The organism is Candidatus Planktophila lacus, assembly GCF_002287925.1.
GTDB classification, from domain to species: Bacteria; Actinomycetota; Actinomycetes; order Nanopelagicales; family Nanopelagicaceae; genus Planktophila; species Planktophila lacus.
The window spans coordinates 904,382-931,104 of the sequence record NZ_CP016769.1; the positions used below are offsets into that span (position 1 = coordinate 904,382).

At 48.6% G+C, this 26,723-nt stretch carries 29 protein-coding genes; 3 read left to right on the forward strand and 26 right to left on the reverse strand.

The window, feature by feature from the left end; translation table 11 throughout:
• Positions 1-76 precede the first annotated feature (76 nt).
• Positions 77-631 (forward strand): peroxide stress protein YaaA, encoded by a 555-nt coding sequence (gene yaaA / locus A1s21148_RS04535; protein ID WP_095671264.1) that lies wholly within the window; start codon positions 77-79, stop codon positions 629-631.
• Positions 632-649: 18 nt separating this feature from the next.
• Here the strand turns inward: yaaA and A1s21148_RS04540 are convergent, their stop codons facing one another.
• From A1s21148_RS04540 to thyX, 14 genes are all read right to left on the reverse strand, one after another.
• Complete coding sequence (locus A1s21148_RS04540) at positions 650-1,117, reverse strand: TspO/MBR family protein (RefSeq protein WP_095671265.1); 468 nt, start codon at positions 1,115-1,117, stop codon at positions 650-652.
• 46 nt (positions 1,118-1,163) lie between these two features.
• Positions 1,164-2,429, reverse strand: a complete 1,266-nt coding sequence (locus tag A1s21148_RS04545) for a YeeE/YedE family protein (protein WP_095671266.1) — start codon at positions 2,427-2,429, stop codon at positions 1,164-1,166.
• On the reverse strand, positions 2,414-3,376 hold the full coding sequence (locus A1s21148_RS04550) for a sulfurtransferase (protein WP_095671267.1): 963 nt from the start codon (positions 3,374-3,376) through the stop codon (positions 2,414-2,416). The genes A1s21148_RS04545 and A1s21148_RS04550 overlap by 16 nt, the downstream gene beginning before the upstream one ends.
• 198 nt (positions 3,377-3,574) lie before the next feature.
• The gene (locus tag A1s21148_RS04555; protein WP_095671268.1) at positions 3,575-3,772 is read right to left on the reverse strand and encodes a DUF3046 domain-containing protein; all 198 of its coding nucleotides are present in this window, start codon (positions 3,770-3,772) and stop codon (positions 3,575-3,577) included.
• Between the two features lie 18 nt (positions 3,773-3,790).
• Positions 3,791-4,318: a TetR/AcrR family transcriptional regulator gene (locus tag A1s21148_RS04560; RefSeq protein WP_223298650.1), complete on the reverse strand. Its 528-nt coding sequence runs from the start codon at positions 4,316-4,318 to the stop codon at positions 3,791-3,793.
• On the reverse strand, positions 4,302-4,568 hold the full coding sequence (locus A1s21148_RS04565; RefSeq protein ID WP_095671834.1) for a helix-turn-helix domain-containing protein: 267 nt from the start codon (positions 4,566-4,568) through the stop codon (positions 4,302-4,304). Before A1s21148_RS04565 ends, A1s21148_RS04560 begins: the two co-directional genes overlap by 17 nt.
• A gap of 17 nt (positions 4,569-4,585) precedes the next feature.
• Entirely contained in the window at positions 4,586-5,080 is a 495-nt protein-coding gene (locus tag A1s21148_RS04570) for a CinA family protein (RefSeq protein ID WP_095671270.1), read from the reverse strand.
• Between the two features lie 17 nt (positions 5,081-5,097).
• A complete protein-coding gene (gene pgsA / locus A1s21148_RS04575; RefSeq protein ID WP_095671271.1) occupies positions 5,098-5,649 on the reverse strand; it encodes a CDP-diacylglycerol--glycerol-3-phosphate 3-phosphatidyltransferase in 552 nt (183 codons plus the stop codon).
• Entirely contained in the window at positions 5,646-7,040 is a 1,395-nt protein-coding gene (rimO, locus tag A1s21148_RS04580; protein ID WP_095671272.1) for a 30S ribosomal protein S12 methylthiotransferase RimO, read from the reverse strand. Before rimO ends, pgsA begins: the two co-directional genes overlap by 4 nt.
• A gap of 26 nt (positions 7,041-7,066) precedes the next feature.
• Positions 7,067-7,810 (reverse strand): helix-turn-helix domain-containing protein, encoded by a 744-nt coding sequence (locus A1s21148_RS04585; protein ID WP_095671273.1) that lies wholly within the window; start codon positions 7,808-7,810, stop codon positions 7,067-7,069.
• Between the two features lie 140 nt (positions 7,811-7,950).
• Positions 7,951-10,308, reverse strand: a complete 2,358-nt coding sequence (locus A1s21148_RS04590; RefSeq protein ID WP_095671274.1) for an FtsK/SpoIIIE family DNA translocase — start codon at positions 10,306-10,308, stop codon at positions 7,951-7,953.
• A 17-nt stretch (positions 10,309-10,325) separates the two neighbouring features.
• On the reverse strand, positions 10,326-12,008 hold the full coding sequence (locus tag A1s21148_RS04595) for a ribonuclease J (RefSeq protein WP_095671275.1): 1,683 nt from the start codon (positions 12,006-12,008) through the stop codon (positions 10,326-10,328).
• Between the two features lie 16 nt (positions 12,009-12,024).
• The gene (dapA, locus tag A1s21148_RS04600; protein WP_095671276.1) at positions 12,025-12,912 is read right to left on the reverse strand and encodes a 4-hydroxy-tetrahydrodipicolinate synthase; all 888 of its coding nucleotides are present in this window, start codon (positions 12,910-12,912) and stop codon (positions 12,025-12,027) included.
• A gap of 17 nt (positions 12,913-12,929) precedes the next feature.
• A complete protein-coding gene (thyX, locus tag A1s21148_RS04605) occupies positions 12,930-13,649 on the reverse strand; it encodes an FAD-dependent thymidylate synthase (protein ID WP_095671277.1) in 720 nt (239 codons plus the stop codon).
• Between the two features lie 60 nt (positions 13,650-13,709).
• Between thyX and A1s21148_RS04610 the strand changes: the two genes are divergently transcribed.
• Positions 13,710-14,384 (forward strand): AzlC family ABC transporter permease, encoded by a 675-nt coding sequence (locus tag A1s21148_RS04610; protein ID WP_223299357.1) that lies wholly within the window; start codon positions 13,710-13,712, stop codon positions 14,382-14,384.
• Positions 14,375-14,698 carry an AzlD domain-containing protein gene (locus tag A1s21148_RS04615; protein ID WP_223299358.1) on the forward strand — a complete coding sequence of 108 codons (324 nt, stop codon included), beginning with the start codon at positions 14,375-14,377 and terminating at the stop codon, positions 14,696-14,698. The genes A1s21148_RS04610 and A1s21148_RS04615 overlap by 10 nt, the downstream gene beginning before the upstream one ends.
• Here the strand turns inward: A1s21148_RS04615 and A1s21148_RS04620 are convergent.
• From A1s21148_RS04620 to rimP, 12 genes are all read right to left on the reverse strand, one after another.
• On the reverse strand, positions 14,695-14,952 hold the full coding sequence (locus A1s21148_RS04620) for a glutaredoxin domain-containing protein (RefSeq protein ID WP_095671279.1): 258 nt from the start codon (positions 14,950-14,952) through the stop codon (positions 14,695-14,697). The genes A1s21148_RS04615 and A1s21148_RS04620 overlap by 4 nt on opposite strands.
• 11 nt (positions 14,953-14,963) lie before the next feature.
• On the reverse strand, positions 14,964-15,701 hold the full coding sequence (gene dapB / locus A1s21148_RS04625; RefSeq protein WP_095671280.1) for a 4-hydroxy-tetrahydrodipicolinate reductase: 738 nt from the start codon (positions 15,699-15,701) through the stop codon (positions 14,964-14,966).
• Positions 15,698-16,987 carry a M16 family metallopeptidase gene (locus tag A1s21148_RS04630; protein WP_095671281.1) on the reverse strand — a complete coding sequence of 430 codons (1,290 nt, stop codon included), beginning with the start codon at positions 16,985-16,987 and terminating at the stop codon, positions 15,698-15,700. The genes dapB and A1s21148_RS04630 overlap by 4 nt, the downstream gene beginning before the upstream one ends.
• Before the next feature lie 18 nt (positions 16,988-17,005).
• On the reverse strand, positions 17,006-19,207 hold the full coding sequence (locus tag A1s21148_RS04635; RefSeq protein ID WP_095671282.1) for a polyribonucleotide nucleotidyltransferase: 2,202 nt from the start codon (positions 19,205-19,207) through the stop codon (positions 17,006-17,008).
• Positions 19,208-19,389: 182 nt separating this feature from the next.
• Positions 19,390-19,659, reverse strand: coding sequence for a 30S ribosomal protein S15 (gene rpsO / locus A1s21148_RS04640; RefSeq protein ID WP_095671283.1), 270 nt, complete (start codon positions 19,657-19,659; stop codon positions 19,390-19,392).
• A 120-nt stretch (positions 19,660-19,779) separates the two neighbouring features.
• A complete protein-coding gene (locus A1s21148_RS04645; protein WP_095671284.1) occupies positions 19,780-20,670 on the reverse strand; it encodes a bifunctional riboflavin kinase/FAD synthetase in 891 nt (296 codons plus the stop codon).
• A gap of 18 nt (positions 20,671-20,688) precedes the next feature.
• Complete coding sequence (gene truB / locus A1s21148_RS04650) at positions 20,689-21,561, reverse strand: tRNA pseudouridine(55) synthase TruB (RefSeq protein WP_095671285.1); 873 nt, start codon at positions 21,559-21,561, stop codon at positions 20,689-20,691.
• Positions 21,562-21,571: 10 nt separating this feature from the next.
• A complete protein-coding gene (gene rbfA, locus A1s21148_RS04655; protein WP_095671286.1) occupies positions 21,572-22,003 on the reverse strand; it encodes a 30S ribosome-binding factor RbfA in 432 nt (143 codons plus the stop codon).
• Between the two features lie 2 nt (positions 22,004-22,005).
• Positions 22,006-24,711, reverse strand: coding sequence for a translation initiation factor IF-2 (gene infB / locus A1s21148_RS04660; RefSeq protein ID WP_095671287.1), 2,706 nt, complete (start codon positions 24,709-24,711; stop codon positions 22,006-22,008).
• A 135-nt stretch (positions 24,712-24,846) separates the two neighbouring features.
• Positions 24,847-25,125: a YlxR family protein gene (locus tag A1s21148_RS04665; RefSeq protein ID WP_095671288.1), complete on the reverse strand. Its 279-nt coding sequence runs from the start codon at positions 25,123-25,125 to the stop codon at positions 24,847-24,849.
• A gap of 89 nt (positions 25,126-25,214) precedes the next feature.
• Entirely contained in the window at positions 25,215-26,201 is a 987-nt protein-coding gene (gene nusA / locus A1s21148_RS04670; RefSeq protein ID WP_095671289.1) for a transcription termination factor NusA, read from the reverse strand.
• On the reverse strand, positions 26,194-26,697 hold the full coding sequence (gene rimP, locus A1s21148_RS04675; protein WP_095671290.1) for a ribosome maturation factor RimP: 504 nt from the start codon (positions 26,695-26,697) through the stop codon (positions 26,194-26,196). Before rimP ends, nusA begins: the two co-directional genes overlap by 8 nt.
• Between the last annotated feature and the right edge of the window lie 26 nt (positions 26,698-26,723).

Genomic DNA, 26,723 nt, shown 5'->3' on the forward strand with positions numbered 1-26,723 from the left:
AAGGTAGCAGGAGGGGCTGACAAGGTCTTTAGGCGTGTCGCCCCGTAGTTCTACGTAAGAAGGGGAGGATGCCCAGATGTTGATCCTCCTGCCGCCTTCCGAGAAAAAGGTTGAGACCAGCAAGCCAACGCCAGCGATCAACGTCTACACCGGCGTCCTCTACCAGGCCCTCGGCTGGGCCACCTTGAGCCCGGCAGCGCGTAAGCGGGCGGCGAGCGCAGTTGTGATCATCTCAGCCAAGTACGGAGCGGTGCGCCCCGACCAGTTGATCGAGAGCTACAAGGCGAAGATCGATAACAACGCGATGCGCGGGCCGGTCGCGAAAGTCCTAGCCCCAATCAAGACCCCGCTAATCGTGGACTGTCGTTCCTCTACATATAAAACCGTCTGGCACTCCCCCGTAGATAAGACCGTTGAGGTGCAGATTTCAACTGTGGTCGATGGCGTGCGCAAAGTCGTTACTCATATGTCTAAGAAGACCCGTGGCGAAATTGCGCGCGCGCTTTTGCAATCACGGTCAGTGCCCAAGACCCCGGAAGATCTATATGCGATCGTGTCGGAGAAGTATCCATGTGCGCTGACCCCGAGCGATGGAGTTAATCCTTGGGTCTTGGAAGTAATCGCTATCTAAAAGTTAACAATTGCTAATTTAATTCTTCGCTAAATATCCCCAGGCTAAGCTCGCGGCAATCGCTACCCAGATTTGATATGGAACAAGTAATAGCCCCATAGTGAGCGTTGCTCTAAAAGTAAGAAAAAGTACGGGAAGTGTTAGAACCGCAGCCGACGTTAGCGCTATAGAGGCATTTAAGAAATTGTGTGGAACATAGAATTGATAAGCCCAGGTTAAAGCGGCAGCGATGCTTAAGCCGAAGAAGACCAACCAGGTTATATTCTCAAATTTATTTAATGATCTGGATACTTGATAAGAGGTAACACCGAGAACTGTGAAGTTGTATGGCCAGATGAGCCCGATAACAGCACTGGGTGGCTGCCAAGCAGGACGATTTAGAGATGCATACCAACCTGGTGAGGAAGAGACCCAGATGCCTGAGCCAAAAGCGTAGATAAAGACAAAGAGAATCCCAATTGCAGCAGCGATTAATTTGAAATCCACGGTAAGAATCTAGCGGTATTTCTCGGCTTACCTTGGTTTCTGCTGTTTAAAGCTTATGGAGTTTTAGCTTTATCCCGATCCAGGCACCCGTAAAAGCTGTTGCGAAGAACACCCAGCCTGAGAGTGCGAATGACTGTGTTCCAGAGAGAAGCACTCCGACGGTGCAGCCGAGTGCGATCATCGAAGACCAACCGAGAAGCAGCCCACCAACGAGTGCGGTTATGGCGTTGCGCCAAGTTATCTGCTGGAATTTAAAGCGATTGCCTGCCAGCGCTGCGGCAAATGAAGCAATAACGATTCCGAGAATCAACCAACCGTTATTCACGATCGCTGTAGAAACAACTGCGATACAGCCAGCCATTAGATCTAAGCCATCAAGGTTCTGCGGAATCCAACCTTGGCCCTCAAAGTACGTACGAGAGGTTGTGCTTATCTGACGTGTTACGCCAAGAGGTTCTATTCGCAGATAAGCAAAGGTTCCGATTACTCCAAAGATTGCACCGGTAGTTAGCGGACGCCAACGATTGATGAGAAGTGATTGGCGCAGGCTTGCGAGATCAATCTTGGTCGCAACCGGATTAGAAAGTGGCGTGGAGTTTTTACCAAATTTAATGGCAACTACTGCGATCAACGCAAGTAGCAACAGGGTTAACGCTAACGATCCGCCATAGCCCAAATAATGGGGCAACCAAGTTGTAGGTGCATCGCTTATGGATTTTGAGTACAACGTATTCCAACTCTTGAAGCCAAGTCCGAAGCCGATTAACGAACCAAATAGTGCAGGGTAGGCGCGCAGCGATCCTTGCCCGATGCGATAAAGATGGCCGCTAATGCAAGCACCTGAGAGCGCCATACCGATTCCGAATGCAAGACCTGCAACAACTAACGCGGTACTAACTGGTCCAATGTGTGCATTAGGTGGAAGGCGATCTGAACTTGTATCAGGCAAGAACTGCCCAAAGATAACTGCGTAACCAATTGCACCGACTGCTATCGCGCTAAGGATAGATAAGAACGGTGTTGTGTCACGGTCTTCAATGGCATCGCGGAAGATGCAGAAGAAACAGAATCGACCTCTCTCGAAAGCGATTCCGAGGGCGCTACCAATCAAGAGCGATAGCGCTGCATTCACGCCAGTTCCTTCGTTATCACTTAATTGGTATGCGGTGAATAGCAAACCAACTACCAATAACGCTGCTAACCCTGTTCTTACAGAATCACCCTTGCTCCAGGTAGAAACCTCAGTAGAGGTTCCGGAATCTCCAGAACCTCTACCAAAGTTAGTATCTGCGCTAATTACGCTGCTCCCCAAATAGTTCCGGCTGGGTTGTTAATTGGATTTCCAACTCCATTTCCGTATTCAGTCCAAGAACCGTCATAGTTCTTAACTTCATATCCGAGGATTTCGCTAAGTACGAACCAAGTGAGCGATGAACGCTCACCAATGCGGCAATAGGTAATGATTGGCTTCTTGCCATCAATCCCCTTATCGGCGTAGAGCTTCTTGAGATCTGCGACGGTCTTAAATGTTCCATCCGCATTAACGTTTGCACCCCATGGCACATTAACGGCACCTGGGATATGTCCGGCACGGACTGCAAGTTCCTGGAATCCGGCTGGAGCAAAAATTTTACCGTTGTACTCATCAGCTGAGCGAATATCAACCAAATCTGCTGAACCCTTCTTGCGGACTGCAGGAAGCACATCGCGAATCAAAGTTGCACGGATTGATTTATCAGCCTTAGTTGCAACGAAGTTGCCTTCTTTTGGTGCTGGAACAACAGTTGTAAATGGACGGCCATCCTTCTCCCACTTAACGCGTCCGCCATCTACTAGTCGAACATCTTCAATACCGTAGGTGTTAAAGATCCACGCACCCCAAGCAGCGAACCAGTTGTTCTTATCTCCATAGAGAACCACAGTTGAATTCTTATTGATACCAGCGGCGCGAGCTAACTTCTGAAAACGTGCGCCAGCGACGATGTCACGGTTTACAACTTCAACAAGATCTGTGTACCAATTGAACTTAACTGCGTTCTTGATATGTCCGCGCTCGTAAAGACCAGCCTCAGTGCTTACTTCGATGATCTTCACATCTGGGTTATCCAAATTCTTCTCTAGCCAGTCGGTCTGAACAACAGAGCGGGCTAGGTTCTTTGGAGCCGCACTGGCAGGTGCAACAGTCACGCCGGCGACTAAGCCCAGGCTAAGTAAGGCAACAACAATATTCTTCGGTCGAACTACTAAATTCTTAAACATACTTCTCTCCTTAAAATAGTTTTATACATGGAAAACTGGCTGAAATAAAAGGTTTGATGGCTTGCTTAAAATCAGCAGGCAGAGGTGTTTACACGGCAGAAATCAATTACGCGACGCTTTGTAAACATGGTGGAAATATAAATTGATAACTTGCTAAACGCAACACGCCAATTATTTGCAGATGCGATCTATCTATAGTTACTTGTATTTAACAGTCTCATTCGGGTAAGCAGCACATACTGCGCGCCATATTTCATGCGGTTCAAGCCCAGATTGCAACGCTTCATCCACGCTCTTACTGCCGAGTTCAGTAATTGCAATGTCTTTGCAGAAGGAAGGAGCCCATTGCTCTCCGAATGAGAGAGTTAAACGTTCGCGAAGATCAGAAATACGCATTTAATCGATAGTTAAAATTTAAAAGAGGGTGCGATCGACTAAGAGTTCTGCTTGTTCGCGAGACTGAGCCAGGGTTAGTGGTTGCATCGCCTGCCCCATCAGCCAACGCATAGCAACGCCTGTGCCTGCTGCAGATTTAGTTGCGTTGTACAAACACTTTGCCAGTTCGAGATAAAGGGGATGTTCTGCATGAGAGAGCATCTCGGTAAGCGCTGCTTTATCGTGAATGCGCATCGCAGATAGCGCACCATCTGTTGAAATGTAGAGCGAAAGCTTTTCCAGGGCATCAGCTGGGGTGCCTGCCTTGTTTGCCAGGTCAATCATGAATTCAACTTCTGCGGTGATTAACGCAGAGATCACCGCTGATTTATCGCGGTAATGGTTATATAAAGTTGCGCGGGATACCTGTGAAGCATCTGCGATTTCGATCATGGAGATATTTGATAGACCAAATTGTGAAATTAATTTTTTAGCGCCTTCTAAAATTGCGCTCTCGGTACGGCGGTGGGTTGCACCTTGGGTGGCGTACTTAGGCTGCGTCGACAACGGACAACTTCGCACTCTCTTGAGACTTGAGCTCAAGTGAGACGTTGGTAATCACAGAAGAAAGAGTTAGATCTAGCGCTTCACAGATTGCATTTAATAATTCTGAGGATGCTTCCTTTTGGCCGCGTTCTACTTCAGAGAGGTAACCGAGTGACACGCGTGCTTCGCGTGCGACATCGCGCAATGTGCGTGACTGTTCAGTACGGGCAGCGCGCAGGGTCTGGCCAACTGCTGTGCGTAGTAGCGCCATGGTGGTCATCCCTTCTCTTATCTATCGCGTTGTCTAAGGATACGCGCAAATGAGGCGATCGCGCTTGCTACGGTGGCGTTTCGCACAACTTCACGTTCACCAGAGAGCGAAAGTTCTATTACTTGAACTATCGGGCCAACGAAGGCTACGAAAACTCGGCCGGCATCAGAGCCATCGGATGGCCCAGGTCCTGCGACGCCAGTGGTTGCAATCGCCCAGGTGGAACCAAATGATTTATTGGCGCCGTGCCCCATGGCAATTGCAACTTCTTCGCTGACAACTGAGCGTTCTGCAATCACAGATTCATCTACTCCCAAGTGCGAAACTTTTATCTCAGGACGATAAGCAGTTAGTGATCCAAGAAAAACATCTGAGGCGCCAGGAACAATTGTTAGCGCGTTGCTTAGCCCGCCTGCAGTAAGTGATTCTGCGGTGGAGAGAGTTTCGCCACGAGTGCGCAGCGAGTCATGGATATCGGAGACAAGGCCGAGAATCTCTTTTGAAAGCTCCATGGTGGCTCCGAATTAATCTAATTGGTGGTCTGTGGTCTAAAAGCAGATCGTACATAGTAAGCACCGGTCACGATAGTGAGTGCGATCGCAATATACATAAATCCATCACGGAACCAATAGAGCGAAGGATCTAGCGGCAGAACATAGAAACCTGTTCCGAAACCTTGGAAGGCAGCCTTTATCTTTCCGCCCTTATTCGCCGGAATTACTCCCCGCTTAACAATGGCTAATCTAAAGAAGGTTATTCCTATTTCGCGAGCCAAGATCACGATTGTGATCCACCAAGGCATGCGGTCGAGAATTGATAGGCAGATCATTGCCGTTCCGACCATCGCCTTATCCGCAACTGGATCTAGGAATTTACCTAGCTCAGTTATCTGTTGGCGACTGCGCGCTAACTTGCCATCGACAATATCGGTCAGACCTAAGATGAAAAATATCCACCACGAAATAATCTGCCAGTTGTAATCATCTCCCCCGTTCATGAAGAGGGCTACCGCGCCAAAGGGAATTAGTACAAGTCGTGCGATAGTTAAAGAGTTAGGAGTTATGAAGGCGGGGACTCTCACAGCGCACGCGCCACCAAATCTGCGCCCATGGATTCGATAACCACGGCATCAATGTATTGCCCGACCTTAAAGCCAGTTCCGATAAATGAGGTTGTGCCATCTACTTCAGGGCCTTGGTGTGCGGCGCGACCTTCTTGTAGCTCTTCATCTTCAATAAGGACGCGCACATTCTCGCCAATACGGGCTGCTGCGCGCATGGAAACCATCTCATCAGCCAATGAAGATAAAGCCTCAACGCGTTCGCGGATAACTTCTTCGGCAACTTTATCTGTGAGATCAAGGGCCTCAGTATTGTCTTCATCAGAGTAGCCAAAGATGCCGATCGCATCTAATTTAGCGGCGCTAATGAAGTTTGCAAGATCGTCATAATCTTCTTGCGTCTCCCCCGGAAAGCCAACGATGAAGTTAGAGCGAATACCTGCTTCAGGAGATAGCGCTCTGATCTGAGCAATCAAATGTAAGAATTTTTCAGAATCTCCAAAGCGGCGCATGCGACGCAAGACTGTAGGGCTGGTGTGCTGGAATGAGAGATCAAAATATGGCGCAATTTTTTCATTTTCGATCATTGCCTGTAGCAACGATGGGCGCATCTCGGCTGGCTGCAGATAGGAAAGGCGAACTCTCTCGATGCCCTCGATCGCAGCAAAGTCAGGAAGTATCTTCTCCATTAACTTTAGATCACCGAGATCTTTTCCATATGAAGTCGTATTTTCACTTACCAAGAAGAGCTCAGTGACCCCGTTCTTGGCGAGCCATTTTCCTTCTTCTATGATCTCGGTTGGCTTGCGTGAGATAAATGAACCGCGGAAATAAGGAATCGCACAGAATGAACAACGACGATCACAACCGGAGGCAATCTTTAGCGGCGCCCATGGAGCGTTACCTAAACGTTTACGAAAGAGCGAACCGCCTGCGCCGAGTGAAGATGCATAAGACTCATCAATGGCTTCTTGACGTGCAGCTGGGCGATCAGCTGGAGCAATAGGCAGTAACGATCTGCGATCTCGTGGAACATGTGGCGTATGAGCATTTCCAGAAACAATTGATTGCAAGCGGGCTGAAATATCTTGGTAATCATCGAAGCCCAAAATACCGTCGGCTTCAGGTAACGCCTTTGCTAACTCTTGTCCGTACCGCTCGGCCATACATCCAACGGCGACAACCGCGCGCGTGGTTCCGTGGCCTTTTAGCGAATTAGCCTCAAGCAAGGCATCGATTGAATCTTTCTTTGCAGATTCTATAAAGCCACAGGTATTTACAACGGCGACTTCGGCATCTTCAACTTCGCTAACCAGAGTCCAGCCATCGGCTGCTAAACGGCCAGCAAGTTCTTCGGAGTCGACTTCATTACGGGCGCAGCCCATGGTGACTATTGCAACTGTCCGACTCATTTGTCAGATGGTACAGCGTGCAGAGATTACTTGGATCTAAAAGTCTTACGAATCTCCTGATTACGCGCACCTAGCGGCGCTAATTTCTGACCATTTAGCGTTAAATCAAGATCTCCCGCATTGCTTAGATAAACACTGATAGATGTTGGAGCGCTAAAGCTCTTGGTGTCGCCTTGAAAGATAGGGTCTTGAAAAAGTGTTTTACCACCGGCAACAACATGAATATTTGAACTTCCTCGCGTTGCCGAAATTGTTAACTTCATTTCGCCATTTGCTGAAGCAGGAACGCTTTCAGTTGCGGCAGGTTCTGTGGCTACTGCTGAAGCAGAGGCCAAAGGTGTTGGTGTTGCAGATGGAGTTGTCGTAACAACAGGCGTTACCGTGGTTTCAGAATTCGAAATGATGATTTGACCTACTGCAATTGCAGATAAGAGTACGACTGAAGCGATTACCAGCGACTTGGGCTTAATAGATTTACGTTCCGTCGGTATTCGGGATACATTATTTTCAACCAACATGTCATGAATCTTTCGCGATTCGCTAGAGTGCTCTTCGTTGTAAAGATCAATCAGCGTCTGTGGCTCTACGAATATATGAGCAGCAATGTTGCGAAGATGTCCGCGTGCATAAGTGTCGCCACCGCAATTAACGAACTTATTTTTTTCCATCTCAATAAGCAATCCAGGGCGAATGCTTAGCCGTGATGCGAGTTCGTCAATACTCAGGCCAGCGCTTTCGCGCGCACCTTGCATAAATTGACCAAGTGACATTTCTGCTCGCAATGCTAAGTATCGGGATTACTGATGAGTAAAGTCTAGAACCGCAATCACCCCAGCGATAGCCATATACGTGAATCCTGAGTGAAATCACCCCCAGAGGTAGTCCCCTATTTGGTTACTGTCACCGCTCTTTAGTAATCGCGGAGCGTGGCAAGAACCGAATCGAGTTCATCTGGCTTAACCATCACAACTCGTGCCTTGGAACCTTCTGATGGTCCAACGATTCCGCGAGATTCCATCAAATCCATCAAGCGACCGGCTTTTGCAAAACCGACTCTAAGTTTTCGTTGCAGCATTGAGGTAGAACCAAATTGCGTTCCGACAACCAGCTCAATCGCTTGAAGCAATAGATCTAAATCATCACCGATCTCTTTATCAACCATCATTGAAGATTGCGGTGCAACTGTGACATCTTCACGATAGCGAGGCGATAATTGCTTCTTGACGTGGTTGGTAACCGCTTCAATTTCGCGCTCTGAAACGTAGGCTCCCTGAATACGGATAGCGCGGGAAGCTCCCATTGGAATAAATAAACCATCGCCTTGTCCAACGAGCTTTTCTGCGCCCGGGCTATCTAAGATAACGCGGCTATCAGCCAGAGAACTTGTTGCAAAGGAAAGACGTGATGGAACGTTTGCCTTAATGAGACCGGTGACAACATCTACTGAAGGGCGCTGGGTGGCAAGAACTAAGTGGATACCTGCAGAACGTGCCAACTGAGTAATACGTACAACAGATTCTTCAACTTCACGTGCAGCAACCATCATCAAATCTGCGAGCTCATCAATAATTACAAGTAGATAAGGGTATGGCTCAACTACGCGATCACTTCCTGGAGGCGGAATAACTTTTCCAGCGCGAACCGCCTTGTTGAAGTCATCGATATGTCTAAATCCAAAGGTTGAAAGATCCTCATAGCGAAGATCCATTTCGCGGACCACCCAAGTAAGGGCATCTGCCGCTTTCTTAGGGTTGGTAATGATTGGAGTAATCAGATGAGGAATACCTTCATAGGCGGTTAACTCAACTCGCTTGGGATCGATTAAAACCAAGCGAACTTCATCAGGTGTTGCACGCATTAAAATCGATGTAATCATCGCGTTAATCATCGATGATTTACCAGCACCTGTCGCACCTGCCACTAATAAGTGCGGCATCTTCGCCAAGTTGGCACATACAAAATTTCCTTCAACATCTTTACCTAGCGCGACCAGCATCGGGTGGTGATCCTGGCCTGCAACAGTTGAGCGCATAACATCGCCCAAAGCCACGATTTCACGGTCGGTATTTGGAATCTCGATACCGACTGCAGATTTTCCTGGGATCGGCGAGAGGATGCGCACATCGCTAGATGCAACTGCATAGGAAATGTTTTTAGCTAGCGCGGTGATTCGCTCGACCTTTACCGCGTTTCCGAGTTCTACTTCATAGCGCGTAACCGTTGGGCCACGCATAAAGCCAGTAACTTGGGCATCGATGTCAAACTGTAGAAAGACTTCGGTTAGCGCTGCAACTACGGTGTCATTGGCCTTCGATTTCGCCTTTGCGGCGGGGCCGGTGCGCAGTAAATCTTGTGGTGGCAACAAGTAATTTGAGTCGGCAGTTAATAAAAGTTGTTCGGGACGCTTTCCAGTTGCTGGCGGCGCAGTTGTAGTAGCAGTCGGAGCCTGAACTACGCGAGGAACCTCAACTGTGAATTCTTCATCAAATGACTCTTCATCAATATCTTCTTCAGTTTCATCCGCATGCTGGTTCCAGGCAACAACGGGGGTTTCAAATGGTGGGGTATCAGTAATTTCAAAGTCGGCTTCTTCACGTTGCGGGCGTTTTGACCAGAGCCAAATACCAGTGTTCTTAACGCGAATACCAACTGATGAAAGTGGAGTCGCGGTTGTAACTAATAAACCAAAGCAGAACAGTGCGATCAAGAATGGATATGCCAAGAGCGATGTCATTAACGCTTCTAGCGGCATAGATACCGCGTAGCCCAACCATCCCCCACCATGGCGCATCGCAGTTGCACCTGTTGGATTAACTGCACCTAGCGAACCATTTAATAAGTGCGCCAAACCGGAAGCGCTAACAACCAAGGTGATTACACCAACGATGATCCGTGAAGTTGCTTTCTGGTTATCTGGAGTGCGGAATAAACGCAGTGCAAAGTAGAGAATTAACAGCGGTGCAAAGAAACCAATTCGGCCGAAGGCGCCGTAGATAACTGCGTAAAGGTTTCGGCCTACAAAGTTATCGGCTGCAAACCAAGTTCCGGCAAATGCAGCAAGGGCAAGAATTAAAAGTAGGAAAGCTAGGCCATCGCGATGATGGGCGGGATCTAAGTCGCGGGCACCTCGAGCCAAGAAGCGCACAGTTGAACCCAGCGCCTTGGCGATAGTTCTCCAAAGGGCGCTAATCGAACGCCCAACAAATGAGAGCGCGATTTGCCCAGCGCCACCTGATTTGCGAGTAGTTGTGCGTTTTCTCTTAGCCACACCTTTAATCTTAGCGGTCAGACCTCAATAACTACGGGAACGATCATCGGACGGCGGCGATGTTTTCCGCCGACCCAACTGCCGATTGTGCGTCGGACTACTTGAGAAAGTTGATGAGTTCCATTTACACCTTCAGAAACCGCGTGCTTTAAGGCTTTTTCGATCTGCCCCTTAACTTCATCAAAGAGCGCTTCATCTTCATTAAATCCACGTGCATGGATATCAGGGCCGGCGATGATCTTTCCGCTCTGTGACTCAATTACTACTACGACAGAGATAAATCCTTCTTCTCCTAATATGCGGCGATCTTTCAAAGATGATTCGGTGATATCTCCGATGCTTTGACCATCGACGTAAACAAAACCACAAGGTACGGCACCAGCAACTTCCGCAACATGGTCTACCAAATCAACCACGATTCCGTTTTCGATAATAAAGGTATTTTCGCGAGGAACTCCAGATTGAATTGCTAGCTCGGCGTTGGCCTTTAAGTGGCGCCATTCACCATGCACCGGCAGGGCGTACTTTGGTTTCACGATGTTGTAGCAGTAGAGCAACTCCCCTGCGGCGGCATGTCCTGAAACGTGAACCATCGCATTTGCTTTATGTACAACCTTGGCGCCAAAACGAGTTAATTCGTTGATGACTCTAAATACTGAATTTTCATTGCCGGGGATGAGTGAAGAAGCCAGGATAACGGTGTCGCCTTCACCAACGCGTATCTGATGATCGCCATTAGCCATTCGAGATAGCGCAGCCATCGGTTCGCCTTGTGAGCCGGTACAAATCAGAACGACACGATCATCGTAGTTATCAAGTTCCTTAGCATCGATAACAATTCCGGCTGGCACATTTAAGTAGCCCATATCCTCGGCGATCTTCATATTGCGAACCATGGAGCGCCCGATGAAAACAACTTTCCGGTTATGCATCGCTGCCGTGTCAATTACTTGTTGGACGCGGTGAACATGGGATGAAAATGAGGCCACGATTACACGCTTCTTGGTTGCGGCAATTACGCGATTTAGCGCTGGCATAATCTCGCGTTCAGCAGGGGTAAATCCAGGAACATCTGCGTTAGTTGAATCAACTAAGAATAGATCGACGCCTTCATCGCCTAAGCGCGCGAAGGTGCGCAGATCGGTAATACGCCCATCGAGTGGTAATTGATCCATCTTAAAATCGCCAGTGTGAAGAACCGTGCCAGCTTTTGTATGAATAGCAACGGCTAAAGCATCAGGAATTGAGTGGTTAACCGCAACGAATTCAACTTCGAATGGCCCAATATCTTCGCGCATTCCCTCTTTAACTTCGCGAGTAAGTGGTGAGATGCGATGTTCTTTGAGTTTGGCAGTGACTAAAGCCAAGGTGAGTGCTGAACCATAGATCGCAATATCGCCGCGTTCGCGAAGTAGGTATGGAGTTGCGCCAATGTGATCTTCGTGGCCATGCGTTAAAATCAGACCGATGACATCAGCTAAGCGATCGCGGATGTAACTAAAGTCCGGCAGGATTAAATCAATACCTGGTTGATTCTCTTCAGGAAAAAGCACGCCACAATCAACAATTAAGAGCTTTCCATTTGTTTCAAAGACGGTCATGTTGCGACCGATTTCGGCTAATCCGCCAAGTGCGACTATACGAAGCCCACCAGCAACTAGCTTGCTAGGAGTACCGAGTTCGGGATGGGGATGCGTCATTGAGTATTAATCAAAGCTATAAAGAGATACCACCGGCGATGAGATCTTTGCGCAATTGCACGATCTGATCTTCGGTTGCATCTACTAGCGGAAGACGAGTATGGCCACCAGGTAGGCCCATCATATTTAGCGCGGCCTTGGTGAGGATCGCACCCTGAGTGCGGAATGTGCCAGTAAAGACTGGAAGTAACTTTTGGTGAATCTCTAACGCTTTCGCTGCATTACCAGCGAACCAAGCATCGAGCATCGCCTTTAAATCTTTTCCAACGGTGTGGCCACAAACTGAAACCATTCCGACTGCGCCAACTGAAAGTAGCGGCAAGTTAAGGATGTCATCACCTGAGTAAACAGGGATTCCGCAACGTTTAATTACCCAAGAAGTTGAAGCGACATTTCCTTTGGCATCCTTGAGCGCAACAATCTGTGGGTGCTCGTAAAGACTAACAATTGTGTCTGGTTCGATCTCAATTCCACAGCGACCAGGAATGTCGTACATCATTACTGGCAAATCAGTTGCGCTAGCAATCGCCTTAAAGTGCGCGGCAACGCCTGCTTGAGGTGGTTTGTTGTAATACGGAGCAACGATTAGCAAGCCGTCGGCGCCAGCTTTCTCGGTGCGCTTTGCTTGATTGATTGAATAATCGGTTTCGTTGTCACCAGCACCAGAGACCACAAAGATCTTTGGCCCGACAACGTCTTTTACGACGCGGATGATCTCTTCCTTTTCAGAAGATTTAGTTGTTGGCGCTTCACCGGTTGTGCCGTTGACTGCGATTCCATCGTGCCCATTTGCAACTAGATGTGCAGCCAGTTTTTCAACGCCCGGCCAATCGATCTTGCCGTTCTTTTCGAACGGGGTCACCATTGCGGTGAGCATACGTCCGAATGGCGCCTCGATTGTCATGGGTGAAACCTACCGTTTTACGGTGCGATCCGTCCAGATTTTTCAAAGGCTCCGTAGGTAAGTGGCATTAATTTTGCAAATTCGGCTTCCATTTTTTCCGCAACCATCTCAATTTCACGTTGTGGATAGCTTGGAAAGTGAGACCCTTCACGGGCGGTGCGAAGTGAGAGAAAGTTCATTAAGGCGCGAGCATTCATGGAGACATACATTGATGAATATGTAGCAACTGGTAGAACTACGCGCGCAACTTCGCGCGCAACTCCGGCATCAAGCATCTTCTGATAACTGTCATAGGCAATTAGATAGGCATCCTTCATCGCTTTAACAGAAATGTCGAACTGCTCTTTCGTACCGTCTTCGAATGTGTAAGCGCCAGTTTTACCAACTTGAATGAGCTTGCGCTCCTTTGATGGAATATAAAAGACCGGTTTTAATTCGCGGTAACGGCCGGACTCTTCGTTATATGAAGCGATACGGTGGCGCATAAATTCGCGGAATACAAAAATTGGTGCGCTAACAAAGAAAGTCATGGAAGTGTGTTCAAATGGTGAACCGTGGCGTTCGCGAGCCAAGTAATTAATCAATCCCGCGGAGCGCGCTGGGTCTTCCCCGATCTCATCCAATGATTGTTCTCCAGCAGTAGAAACGCGCGCTGCCCAAATAACATCGGCATCACTGGCGCTGGATTTAACGAGTTCGACGGTCATATCGTCGCGGAAAATTACTTCATTGCTCATGGGCGCCACCTTATATATATGGCGCTACCTCACCGAGGATATCTAGGGCAGAATGCACCCGTGTCTAGAGTGAACCGCGCCACCGCCGCGCAATCGTTGAGCGTCTCGCTCACTGTTGGCGCTTATGGCATCGCATTTGGCGCGGCCTCCGTGGCCGCTGGATTTACCGTTCTGCAATCTTGCTTGCTTTCCCTCCTTACATTTACCGGCGCATCGCAATTTGCAGTAGTCGGAGTCCTTGGCGCAGGTGGCAGCGCGCTCAGTGGAATCGCAACGGCAACTTTGCTCGGAGTCCGTAACACTTTATATGGGCTAAGAATGGCGCCGGTTTTAAACGTCCGTGGCTTGAAGCGGATATTCGCCGCGCAGTTAACTATTGATGAGTCAACAGGCGTTGCGCTCTCGCAAGAACATTTAGGGGTGCGCGAAGCTCGCCAAGGTTTCTGGTTAACTGGAATCGGCGTCTATATTTTTTGGAATCTATTTACTTTAGCGGGCGCGCTCGGTGCACAAGCGATGGGAAATCCCGCTGCGTGGGGGCTCGATGCGGCAGTCCCTGCAGCATTTCTCGGCCTTCTTTGGCCACGATTAACAAATAAGAGTGAACGTTTGCTGGCCGTTGCTGCTTGCGCACTTGCACTCGCAATGACGCCTTACTTTGTTCCAGGAGTTCCAATTATCGCGACAGCTCTTCTCGCCGTGATCTTCGGATTGGGAGCCAAAATATGGAGATAAATTTAATTGAGCCGTTTTGGCTTGCCGTTATTGGCACCAGTCTCTTCGCATTTCTTTTGAAGATTTTGGGTCACAGCGTTCCAAAAAAGTGGCTCTCAAATCCAAGAATTTTAAAGATTAATTCGCTGATACCGATTGCGCTACTTAGCGCACTGGTTGCCGTGCAGTCATTTACACAAGATTCACGAATCGTTGCTGATCAGCGAATGGCAGGAGTTGGCGTGGCAGTGCTCGCGCTAATTCTGCGAGCACCATTTCCGGTTGTGGTTCTGTCGGCAGCTGCGACTTCTGCGGCCCTTTTCCATTTAAATTAAATAATTTTTAGCGCTTCGAGCTTCGCCTTTAGGTCATTATCTGAAGGCTCAGTTAGATGTGTTCCATCTGAAAATACGATTACCGGGATTGATTTCGCTCCCCCGTTAATTTCAATTACCTTTTCAGCAGCAGATGCATCTGCTTCAACATCGATGTGGTTAACCTGAATATCGAGTTCTTCAAAGAGGCGCTTTGAGCGACGGCAATCGCCACACCAGTCAGCACCGTACATAGTGATATCTGCTTTAGCCATTTGCTTGCTCCTTACATAAATTTCTCAAGGCCGAAGGTCAGCCCTGGTTTTGAAATAACGCTGCGAACACCAAGTAATACACCTGGCATAAATCCGGCGCGATCAAGCGAATCATGGCGAATTGTGAGCGTCTCACCAAGGCCACCAAGTAAAACTTCTTGGTGTGCGATTAGTCCGCGTAGACGAACTGAGTGAACTGGGATATCGCCAACTGTTGCGCCCCGTGCACCATCTAGTGAAGTTGTAGTTGCATCTGGCATAGCGCCTAGCCCAGCTTCTTTGCGCGCCTTCGACATTAGCTCTGCCGTACGAGAAGCGGTGCCGGAAGGTGCATCAACTTTATTTGGGTGGTGAAGTTCAATGATCTCCGCTGATTCAAAGTATTTTGCGGCTTTTGTAGCAAACTCCATCATTAACACCGCACCAATTGCGAAGTTTGGTGCGATCAAGATGCTAACAGATGGGTTAGCCGCGGCTAACTTTTCTAGCGTTGCGATTCGCGCTGCATCGAAACCTGTTGTACCGACGACTGCATGGATCCCGTTATTTGCTAAAAATTCGAGGTTGGCCATTACTGAATCAGGAGTAGTGAAATCAACGACTACTTGAGCACCGGTGCTCTTTAGAGTTTCAAGTGAGTCACCTAGATCAAGTGCGGCAACGAGTTCAAGATCTGCGGCTTCAGTAACAGCCTTAACGACCTCAGCACCCATGCGACCTCTCGCACCAAGTACTCCGACTTTGATCATGACTTCAACACCTTTTCAAATTTCGCTTCGCTCTTAAATGGTCCGACAAGAGCAAGGGTAGGCGATTTGGTGAGAAATTCGTTGGCAATTTCGCGGACATCAGTTGGGTTTACGCGTGAGATCGCTTTTAGGATCTCGTCAAAGCCCATTACCTGGCCGTAGACAATTTCATTCTTACCGATACGGCTCATACGTGAACCTGAATCTTCTTGGCTCAAAACTAGAGACCCACGAACCGCACCTTTTGCGCGTTCAACCTCTTCATGGCTCATGCCGTTTTCTGCAACGTCAGCCAGAACTTCACGGATAATCTCGACAACTTCAATCGCCTTCGTTGGATTACAGCCGGCGTAGAAACCGATCTGACCAGAGCCGGCAAACTGTTGCGCGTAGGCATAAACCGAATAAGCCAATCCGCGCTTTTCGCGAATCTCTTGGAATAAACGTGAAGACATTCCGCCACCAAGTGCGGAAGCTAAAACTCCCATTGCAAAGCGACGTTCATCACTGCGCGCAACGCCTTCCATGCCGTAGAACATATGTGCTTGCTCAGTTTTGCGAGTCAATAATCCAACGCTCTGCATTGGCTTGGTCTTCACCGGTGTATTTGGGCGAATCTGCGGAGATCCCTTAACGTCAAGGAAGTTATCGCGAGAAAGCGCTTCTTCAACCATGGCAACTACGCGCTTATGTTTAATATTTCCAGCAACCGCAACTACGAGATCCTGTGGCAGGTACTTCTTCTTGTAATAGTTAAAGACGCTGCTGCGGGTCATATCTGAAATCGATTTGATAGTGCCGAGAATTGGCCGACCTAATTGAGTATCGCCATAGTAAGTCTCGGCATATAGATCGTGCACTAGATCGCTCGGATCATCATCGCGCATCGCGATTTCTTCAAGCACAACCTTCCGCTCGGCATCTACATCGAGCGCCGATACGATTGAAGAAGTAATCAAATCTGAAACTACATCGATCGCCATAGGCAGATCGGTATCAATTACGCGCGCATAGAAGCAGGTGTATTCCTTGCTGGTAAAGGCGTTCATTTCGCCACCGACCGCTTCGATTGTTGCTGAAATTTCTAAAGCGTTGCGGCGCGTGGTGCCTTTAAATAGAAGGTGCTCTAGAAAGTGAGAAGCCCCAGCAACGGCCGGGGTTTCATCACGTGAACCAACATTTACCCAGATACCGATCGCGGCGCTGCGTACCGACGGAACTTCTTCCGTGACGATACGCAGACCGCTAGGTAATACTGTGCGCACTACTGGGCGACGAACTGACATTTAGAGTCTGTTCTCTACTTACTCAGCGCTCGGTGTTGATCCATCTTCGAGAACTGGAACAAGTGAGAGCTTGCCCTTGGGATCGATTTCACCGATCTCAACCTGAATCTTGTCGCCAACCTTCATAACTTCTTCAAGGTTTTCAATGCGCTTTCCACCATGCATCTTGCGAATCTGAGATACGTGGAGCAAGCCATCTTTACCTGGCATAAGAGAAATGAATGCACCGAATGCAGCAAGCTTTACAACGGTACCGAGGTAACGCTCTCCAACTTCTGGCATTTGTGGGTTAGCGATCGCATTGATCTGTGCGCGTGCAGCTTCTGCTGACGGACCATCGACTGCGCCGATGTAGATCGTGCCATCATCTTCGATTGAGATATCAGCGCCAGTTTCATCTTGGATCTGGTTGATGATCTTGCCCTTAGGCCCGATTACCGCACCGATCTGATCAACTGGAATCTTTACAGAGATGATGCGAGGAGCAAATGGGCTCATCTCATCAGGTGTATCGATCGCTTCATTCATGACATCCAGGATCGCAAGACGCGCTTCCTTTGCTTGGTGAAGTGCTCCAGCAAGAACTGATGCAGGAATACCGTCAAGCTTGGTATCTAGTTGAAGAGCGGTGATGAAATCTTTTGTTCCGGCAACCTTGAAGTCCATATCTCCGAATGCATCTTCTGCACCCAAGATATCTGTCAAAGCAACGTACTCGACCTTGCCATCGACGGTATCTGAGATAAGACCCATTGCAATACCTGCAACTGGAGCCTTTAGTGGAACACCAGCGTTAAGCATTGCAAGTGTTGATGCGCAAACAGAACCCATTGAAGTTGAACCGTTTGAACCAAGCGCTTCAGAGACCTGACGGATTGCGTAAGGGAACTCTTCGCGAGTTGGAAGAACTGGAACAAGTGCACGTTCTGCAAGCGCTCCGTGTCCGATTTCGCGACGCTTTGGTGTGCCAACACGACCTGTTTCACCAGTTGAATATGGTGGGAAGTTGTAGTTGTGCATGTAGCGCTTATGGTTTTCTGGGTTCAAAGTATCGAGCTGCTGCTCCATCTTGAGCATATTAAGAGTTGTGATTCCGAGAATCTGAGTCTCGCCACGTTCGAAGATCGCTGATCCGTGAACGCGAGGAATAACTTCAACTTCTGCAGATAGCGCACGGATATCGCGAAGACCGCGACCATCGATACGGATCTTGTCACGCAATACGCGCTGGCGAACCAACTTCTTGGTTAGTGAGCGGAACGCTGCAGGAACTTCCTTTTCGCGACCTTCGAAGGCTCCGGAAACAGATTCCTTAGTTGCAGCAGAGATCTCATCGATCTTTGTCTCGCGCTCTTGCTTACCGGCGATAGTCATAGCCTTCGCTAGATCATCTTTAGCAGCCTTTTCAACTGCAGCGAATACATCATCTTGGTAATCCAGGAAGACAGGGAATTCAGCGGTTGGCTTTGCAGCAACCTTGGCTAACTTCGCCTGTGCATCGCAGAGAATCTTAATAAATGGCTTTGCTGCATCAAGTCCTTGTGCCACAACTTCTTCAGTAGGAGTTGGCTGACCGCTCTTGATTAGTTCGATTGTCTTAGCTGTTGCTTCTGCTTCAACCATCATGATTGCAACATCGCCATCACTGATGCGACCAGCAACGACCATGTCGAATACTGCATCAGCTACCTGTGAATGGTTAGGGAAGGCAACCCATTGTCCGTCAATCAAAGCAACGCGAACGCCACCGATTGGACCTGAGAATGGAAGACCAGCAAGTTGTGTAGACATTGATGCTGCGTTAATCGCGATCACGTCGTACATGTGGTCTGGATCAAGTGCCATAACGGTTACAACGATTTGTACTTCGTTGCGAAGACCCTTTACGAATGATGGACGCAATGGGCGGTCGATCAAACGGCAGGTAAGAATTGCATCTTCTGATGGACGACCTTCGCGACGGAAGAATGATCCTGGGATGCGACCAACTGCGTACATCTTCTCTTCAACATCTACTGTTAAAGGAAAGAAATCGAATTGATCTTTCGGAGTCTTTGACGCTGTTGTTGCTGAGAAGATCATTGTTTGATCGTCTAAGTAAACAGCTGCGGCTCCTGCTGCTTGACGCGCTAGGCGTCCGGTTTCAAAGCGGATTTCACGCTTTCCGAATTTGCCGTTATCGATAACGGCTACTGATGTTTGTACTTCTTGACCCTCCATGGGTCCTCCTTTTGTTTATGTACCCAGTCCAGGTTCATAAGGAGTTCTCAATTAAATATTAAGTAATGAATCGTCGATCGAAGTTCACGCACAGGGATAAACCTTGCGGAAACCACTACCGAGGACCATTAGCTTTAAAGATTAATGAAAAAGCCAAACTCCCCTGGCGGGTAGTTATTTAATTAGCGGCGAATACCGAGCTTTTCGATAATCGCGCGATAACGATTGATATCTGTCTTAGACAAGTACTGAAGGATGCGACGACGCTGACCTACGAGCAACAACAGACCACGACGGTTGTGGTGATCGTGTGGGTTGGTCTTCAAATGTGTAGTGATATCTTCAATACGACGTGAGAGCAAAGCAACCTGTGCTTCTGGGCTTCCGGTGTCGGTAGCTGATGAGCCGTACTTTGCAACGATTTCTTTCTTTACTTCTGGTGTTAAAGCCATTTAAGGACTCCTCTTAGTTACCGCCACGACGGCGACCGGTTTGATACACGGTCACTCACTTTGATCGTTGGACAGGGGAAAGGTTACCAGCGGGGCTACAGATATCGGAAATCGAGCTTTTTAGCCTTCAGTTAACGCTCGCGCCTGATCACAATCCAACTTCATCTGCACAAGTAGCGGTTCGAGGCCATCAAATTTCAAGGTATCTCGCAGGCGCCAGCCAAATTCGATTGATGCGTTCTTGTCGTAAAGTTCTAAGCCTTCTTGATCGAGTGCATATGCCTCTACTTGGCGACCGCGCACACCTTCAAATGTTGGATTGGTACCGATTGAAATTGCGGCAGGCCAGAAGTTGATTCCGACCGTTAACCAACCTGCATATACGCCATCTGCCGGAATTGTTTGCCCATCGATATTTCCCAAGTTGGCGGTGGGATAACCAATTTCGCGACCACGTTTTTCACCGTGCACAACGACTCCATCTAGGCGGTGCGGGCGAGAAAGTAAGGTCCGCGCTTCTTCAACCTTTCCTTCAACTACTAATTTGCGGATACGAGAAGAAGAGATTGCCTCATTCTCTTCAGACTTTAAATCTTGGACATCTACGGTGAAGTTAAATTTCAAACTATCTTTGATTAGAGAATCTATATTGCCTGCCGCTTTGTGGCCATAAGTGAAGTTCTTACCCACGATCACTGTAGAAACGCTCAACTGACCAACCAAAACATCTTTTACAAAATCTTCCGGAGCCATAGACGCAAATTTTTCATTGAACTTAAGCACCGCAACTTGGTCGGCGTTATGGATCTTTAAGAGTTCAACACGATCTGCCAAAGTTGTAAGCATCGTTGGCGCACGATCTGGTGCGAAAACCTGCATTGGATGTGGGTCGAAGGTGAGCGCGATAATTGAGCGACCATCGGCGATCTCCTTGGCGCGATCGAGCAGCAATTGGTGGCCCTTATGGACGCCATCGAAGACGCCTATTACGACGACGCTTCCTGTGCTCATCTGACTATTATCTCTGAATTAATTCGCCGCTGCAAAAACTGCGATCGGTTTTGCCTTGCCGGATTCGTTCTTTAAAAGAGCGATAAGGCGGTTATCTGGTGAGAGCGCCGCAAAAATATCTTCGCCAGTATTTGAAGGTAGTGGTCTGCCAAATGAAAGTTCTGCAACTTCATCTAGCGCCAGCTCGCGGACCGAGAATGTGGCACGCGCTACATCTGCTAAATCTAAAGTTTTAAACTCTTGCGCCTTGAGCGCATCGAAGGTAATCGCCTGATCAATTGCAAAGCCAGCAACTCGCGTACGGCGCAGCGCTGACAAATGGCCACCAACGGCTAATTCGCTGCCTAGATCGCGTGCGATCGCGCGGATGAAAGTTCCAGCAGAACAAGTGACATCAATATCAATTTCGATTCGAGCACCAGTACGGCGAATATCTAATACTTCTAAAGATGAAATTGTGATGGTGCGAGCAGCTAGCTCAAATACTTCGCCCGCACGTACTCGGTCATAGGCGCGCTCTCCTGCAACCTTTACAGCGGATACTGAACTGGGACGTTGTTGAATCTCCCCCACCATTTTGGAAAGGCCCGATCTAATTTCTTCGTCGGTAATCATTGACGTATCTGCTTCAGAAATGACTTCACCTTCTTGGTCGTCGGTGACTGTTGCCGCGCCTAAAACAACTGTTGCAAGATAAGACTTGTCGCCATCGGTGATGTACTGCAATAAACGAGTTCCGTTACCAAAACCAAGTACAAGTACGCCAGTTGCCATCGGATCTAAGGTGCCAGCATGGCCAACTTTGCGTGTACCAAGTGCCTTACGCGCAACTGCCACAACATCATGGCTAGTCATGGCAGGTGCTTTATCTACAACTAAAAAGCCATCCATTAGTTAGGCGTTAATCTTCAATAACTTTTGGAACCTTGTAGGGATCTGCTCCCCCAGCAAATGTCGCGTTCTTGCGAAGTTGGGCAACTTCAGCATCAAGAACATGGACTTTATCTAAGAGTGAATCAAGTGCTTTCGCAGATTCTGGAAGTCCATCTTCGAAGAATTCGATAGATGGAGTAATGCGCGTCTGAAGATCGCGACCAACAGCGCTGCGGATTACGCCTTTTGCGCTCTCAAGTGCGGCAGCAGTTGCAGCGCGCTGTTCCTCATCACCTAGCACGGTGTAGAAGATCGAAGCGTTCTGCAGATCGCCAGTAACGCGCGCATCTGTGACAGTGACGAAACCGAGACGAGGATCTTTAATCTTCGTCTCAAGCAGCTGCGCCACTACCACTTTGATGCGGTCGGCAACTTTCTGAGTGCGATGTGATTGGCCCATTGTTATGCGCGCTTCTTCTCGCGCATCTCAAAGACCTGAATAGTGTCTCCGATTTGCAGATCCTTCATATTGCCAAGGCCAATACCGCACTCGAAGCCTTCTTTAACTTCAGTGGCATCGTCCTTGAAGCGCTTGAGCGAATCAATGGTGAGGTCATCGGCGATGATTTCAGTGCCGCGCATGATGCGCGCCTTGGCGTTTCGCTTGATAGAACCATCGCGAACGATAGAACCTGCGATATTGCCGGCCTTTGAAGATTTGAAGATCTCACGGACTTCAGCGTTACCGAGAACGATTTCTTCGTACTCTGGCTTGAGCAAGCCCTTAAGAGATAGTTCGATCTCTTCAATTGCATTGTAGATAACTGAATAGAAGCGAACTTCTACGCCTTCTTGATCAGCATAGATCGCTGTCTGTGGTTCTGGCTTAACGTTAAAGCCAATAACTACAGCAGTTGATGCTGATGCCAAAGTTATATCTGACTTGGTGATTGCACCAACGCCACGGTGGATAACGCGTAGATCAACTTCTGCTCCGACATCGAGTTGCATAAGTGCATCTTCGAGCGCTTCGACAGAACCTGAAACGTCACCCTTAAGGATGAGGTTAAGTGTTGAGACCTTGGACTGCTCCATAAAGTCTTCAAGTGAAACCTTCTTACGCGCCTTAGCAAGTTGCGCGTTACGTTCTGCAGCCTGACGCTTTTCAGCGATCTGACGCGCAGTACGGTCTTCATCTGCAACTAAGAAGGTATCTCCTGCACTTGGAACGGATGTGAAACCGAGAACCTGTACTGGACGAGATGGTCCGGCAGTATCAACGTTTTGACCATCTTCATCAAGCATCGCGCGTACACGACCGAATGAACCGCCGGCAACAATTGCATCACCGATCTTGAGCGTTCCGCGTTGCACAAGAACTGTGGCAACTGGTCCGCGACCGCGATCGAGGTGAGCTTCAATTGCAACACCGCGCGCTGAATCTTCGGCAACTGCGCGAAGATCAATTGCAGCATCTGCTGTTAGAAGAATTGCATCGATAAGTTCGTTTACGCCAAGACCTGATTTAGCAGAGACGTTTACGAAGAGAGTTTCTCCGCCGTACTCTTCTGCGATCAAGTTGTACTCGGTCAATTGCTGGCGGACCTTATCTGGGTTCGCGCCTTCTTTATCAACCTTGTTAACGGCGACAACGATTGGGACATCTGCAGCTTGAGCGTGGTTTAACGCTTCAATTGTCTGCGGCATGATTCCGTCATCTGCTGCAACAACGAGTACTGCGATATCTGTGACCTTGGCACCACGAGCACGCATAGCGGTGAACGCTTCGTGGCCAGGTGTATCGATAAAGGTAATCGCACGGTTTACGCCGTCATGATCATGGTGAATTTGGTAGGCACCGATGTGCTGAGTGATTCCACCGGCTTCGGTCTTTAGGACCTCAGATTTACGTATGGCATCGAGCAAACTGGTCTTACCGTGATCGACGTGTCCCATAACAGTTACAACTGGGGGACGTGCAACCAGTAGATCTGCATCCAGATCGGCAAGTTCTTGCGCAAGATCGATATCGAAATCTTGCAAGAGTTCGCGGTCTTCATCTTCTGGGCTAACAATTTGGATTACATATCCAAGTTGTGCACCAAGAATTTCAAATGTGTCAGCATCTACTGATTGAGTTGCAGTAACCATTTCACCTAAGTGGAATAGCGCAGCTACCAACGCTGCTGCATCTGCACCGATCTTTTCAGCGAAATCTGCAAGAGTTGAACCGCGACGCATGCGGATCTGAGTCTTTCCATCACCGTGCGGAATAACTGCGCCACCCAATTGTGGCGCTTGCATATTGTCGAATTCATCGCGCAGCGCTTTTCTTGATTTTGGTTTGCGCTTGCTGCTCTTACTTGCATTCTTTCCAAATGCACCTGCAGCGCCGCCGCGACCTGGACCGCGATTAGGACCGCCGCCTGGACGTTGTGGGCCACCAGTAGTTGGTGCACCAGTTGAAGGACCGCTTGAACGATATGGACCAGAAGATGAACCTGGTGCACCTGCACCTGCAGGACGTGACTGATAATTTCCAGGACCGCCGCTACCTGCTGGTCGTGGAGTATTTGGACGCGCTGCAAAACCAGGACGAACAGAACCAGGACGTGGTCCTGACATTCCGGGACGTGCACCTGGTGCACCTGCAGGACGTTGTGGTGGACGTGGAACTGCGCCGCCAGTTGAGAATGGATTATTTCCGGGACGTGGCGGACGTGGAACTGCAGGTGTTGTTCCACCAGAAGTTGAGAATGGATTATTTCCAGGACGTGGAGCAGCCGGTTTACTTTCAGCAGCTGGCGCTTCTTCATCTGAAACAGGTGTTGGTGCAGGAGCCGTTGCCTGCGCAGCGCTTTCAGCGCGCGATGCCTTTAGCGCCTCTAAATCAACGCCGAGTTCGGCGGCAAGTTCGGCGGCAAGTTCAGGGTTTACTTCTGCAGTTTTCTTAGCAGCGGTCTTCTTTGCAGCTGCTTTCTTAACTGGCTTCGCATCGGAAACTGGCTTGGCATCGGGATACATCTCGATGAGCTTGCGCACGACCGGCGCTTCTACAGTTGATGATGCTGAGCGGACGAATTCGCCCATTTCTTGGAGTTTTGCAAGGACAACCTTGCTCTCCATACCGAGTTGTTTTGCCAACTCATGTACGCGGACCTTTGACACATTTCTCCTGTCTTGGCCCGCAATCTTTATTCTAGATATTTATCTAGGGATGCGAGCCTTAGTTGTAAGACCTCATAATCTGAACGAGCTCATTTGAGTTTCATATCTTTCGCATCCATATCTTTAAGTTAATAACTAATTGTCTGACTTTAAACGCTCATCTAAGAACACTTTAAATTTTGAAAGATCCGGCGCTTGCTCCAGCTTGAAGGCTGATTTAAACGCTTTCCGATCTATTGCGATGTAGCCACAAGATAAGTGGAGCCAGGCTCCCCTACCGTGAGATTTTCCACCGCTTGTTGGAGTAATTACCCCATCAACACAGTTGACTCGCAATAGCTGCGAAGGCTCTTGAGATTTACGACAAACGATGCAGGTGCGTATCGGTTTGATACCTCTTTGCATTGCAGCCATTTCTCTAACCTTCAACAAGGGTTAAGGATAGCGAAGAGCGGCTATTTCACCTAAATCCCTGCGTAGCAGGTGCGTTTATTTAGGTCCAATCACCTAGGCACAGTTGGGGTGTCGGGATGGATATCAATACGCCAACCAGTCAGGCGTGCAGCCAGCCGCGCATTCTGTCCATCTTTGCCAATTGCAAGTGAGAGTTGGTAATCAGGCACGGTTACTTTTGCAGATCGCGTTGCAAGATCAACAATTTCAACCTTGGTAACTTTTGCAGGAGAAAGTGCATGCGCAACAAATTGTGCAGGATCTTCTGACCAATCGACGATATCAATTTTTTCACCATGCAGCTCTTCCATAACTGCATTGGCACGTGAACCCATTGGACCAATTAAAGATCCCTTAGGTGAAACACCTGCACGGTGTGAGCGGACCGCCAACTTTGTGCGATGTCCTGCCTCGCGCGCAACTTCCATAATCTCAACGATGCGATCGTTGATTTCGGGAACTTCGAGTGCAAAGAGTTGCTTAACTAGCGCAGGATGGCTGCGCGAGAGCATGATCTCTGGCCCTTTCATTCCCTGTTTAACTTCAACTACAAAGCACTTGATGCGATCGCCATGGTTGTAAACCTCACCAGGAACTTGTTCTTGCGGAGGAATGCGACCTTCAACTTTGCCGAGGTTGACGTTAATCATCTTGGGATCGCGACCTTGCTGCACAATTCCAGAGATAACATCGCCAACGGATGCGCTGAACTCTCCAACAATTTCAGCATCGTTATTAGCACGCATCTTTAACTTGATGACTTGTCTAACTGTAGAAGTTGCAGTGCGTGCGAAACCTTCTGGTTCATCGCGATCTTCTGAGACTCGTTCGCCAAGCTCGTTAAAGGTTGGAACCCAGATAACGATCTCTCCAGTTTCGCGATCGATGCTGGCACGGGCTTGGCGCTTGGGCGCATCAGTCTCGTAATAAGCGGTCAAAACTCCTGCTTCAATTTCTGTAATCAAATCTTCCAGCGGCATCTGCTTATGGGTTGCCAGCGCAATTAGCGCATCGACATCGACCTGGCCTTTATTCATCGCCAGCCTCGTCATTTAAATTCTGTGCTTCTTCTTTTCGATTAAATTCGATTTCAACTACCGCGCGCTTAACATCTGCGAAGTTAACGGTATGGGTTTTAATCCGACCCTTGATATTTTCAACAAGCGTGGCAGTTATTTCGTTAAATTCCGTGAGGCGACCAGTGGTAACAGTTCCATCTTGCAGAGTTACCTTTACCAAGCGAGTTAAGTTCTTGGTCCAATGGCGTGGCAGAGTTAGTGGACGATCAACACCAGGTGAAGTTACTTCTAGAGTAAAAGGTGTTTCATCCATAAAGGTAGCGGTATCAAGAAGTTCTGAGATCAACCGTGAGACAACGGTGACTTGATCTAGGTTTAGCGGGCTCTGGCCATCAACGATGAAGGTAACTACGCGGTGGCTGCCGGCAGATGTTAATTGGACTTCTTCTAGGAAGAAACCGGCTTCTGTAACAGCGGGTTCGATCAACTGGGTAATTGACTGTGTCAGTGACACTTCTGGCTCCTTATTAATTTGTTATT

Coding starts and splice junctions, on each gene's coding strand:
- yaaA (WP_095671264.1), top strand. CDS start 77: ATGTTGATCCTCCTGCCGCCTTCCGAGAAAAAGGTTGAGACCAGCAAG.
- A1s21148_RS04550 (WP_095671267.1), bottom strand. CDS start 3,376: ATGTTTAAGAATTTAGTAGTTCGACCGAAGAATATTGTTGTTGCCTTA.
- A1s21148_RS04555 (WP_095671268.1), bottom strand. CDS start 3,772: ATGCGTATTTCTGATCTTCGCGAACGTTTAACTCTCTCATTCGGAGAG.
- A1s21148_RS04565 (WP_095671834.1), bottom strand. CDS start 4,568: ATGGCGCTACTACGCACAGCAGTTGGCCAGACCCTGCGCGCTGCCCGT.
- A1s21148_RS04570 (WP_095671270.1), bottom strand. CDS start 5,080: ATGGAGCTTTCAAAAGAGATTCTCGGCCTTGTCTCCGATATCCATGAC.
- rimO (WP_095671272.1), bottom strand. CDS start 7,040: ATGAGTCGGACAGTTGCAATAGTCACCATGGGCTGCGCCCGTAATGAA.
- A1s21148_RS04585 (WP_095671273.1), bottom strand. CDS start 7,810: ATGTCACTTGGTCAATTTATGCAAGGTGCGCGCGAAAGCGCTGGCCTG.
- A1s21148_RS04595 (WP_095671275.1), bottom strand. CDS start 12,008: ATGACGCATCCCCATCCCGAACTCGGTACTCCTAGCAAGCTAGTTGCT.
- dapA (WP_095671276.1), bottom strand. CDS start 12,912: ATGACAATCGAGGCGCCATTCGGACGTATGCTCACCGCAATGGTGACC.
- thyX (WP_095671277.1), bottom strand. CDS start 13,649: ATGAGCAATGAAGTAATTTTCCGCGACGATATGACCGTCGAACTCGTT.
- A1s21148_RS04615 (WP_223299358.1), top strand. CDS start 14,375: ATGGAGATAAATTTAATTGAGCCGTTTTGGCTTGCCGTTATTGGCACC.
- A1s21148_RS04620 (WP_095671279.1), bottom strand. CDS start 14,952: ATGGCTAAAGCAGATATCACTATGTACGGTGCTGACTGGTGTGGCGAT.
- dapB (WP_095671280.1), bottom strand. CDS start 15,701: ATGATCAAAGTCGGAGTACTTGGTGCGAGAGGTCGCATGGGTGCTGAG.
- A1s21148_RS04630 (WP_095671281.1), bottom strand. CDS start 16,987: ATGTCAGTTCGTCGCCCAGTAGTGCGCACAGTATTACCTAGCGGTCTG.
- A1s21148_RS04635 (WP_095671282.1), bottom strand. CDS start 19,207: ATGGAGGGTCAAGAAGTACAAACATCAGTAGCCGTTATCGATAACGGC.
- rpsO (WP_095671283.1), bottom strand. CDS start 19,659: ATGGCTTTAACACCAGAAGTAAAGAAAGAAATCGTTGCAAAGTACGGC.
- A1s21148_RS04645 (WP_095671284.1), bottom strand. CDS start 20,670: ATGAGCACAGGAAGCGTCGTCGTAATAGGCGTCTTCGATGGCGTCCAT.
- truB (WP_095671285.1), bottom strand. CDS start 21,561: ATGGATGGCTTTTTAGTTGTAGATAAAGCACCTGCCATGACTAGCCAT.
- rbfA (WP_095671286.1), bottom strand. CDS start 22,003: ATGGGCCAATCACATCGCACTCAGAAAGTTGCCGACCGCATCAAAGTG.
- A1s21148_RS04665 (WP_095671288.1), bottom strand. CDS start 25,125: ATGGCTGCAATGCAAAGAGGTATCAAACCGATACGCACCTGCATCGTT.
- nusA (WP_095671289.1), bottom strand. CDS start 26,201: ATGAATAAAGGCCAGGTCGATGTCGATGCGCTAATTGCGCTGGCAACC.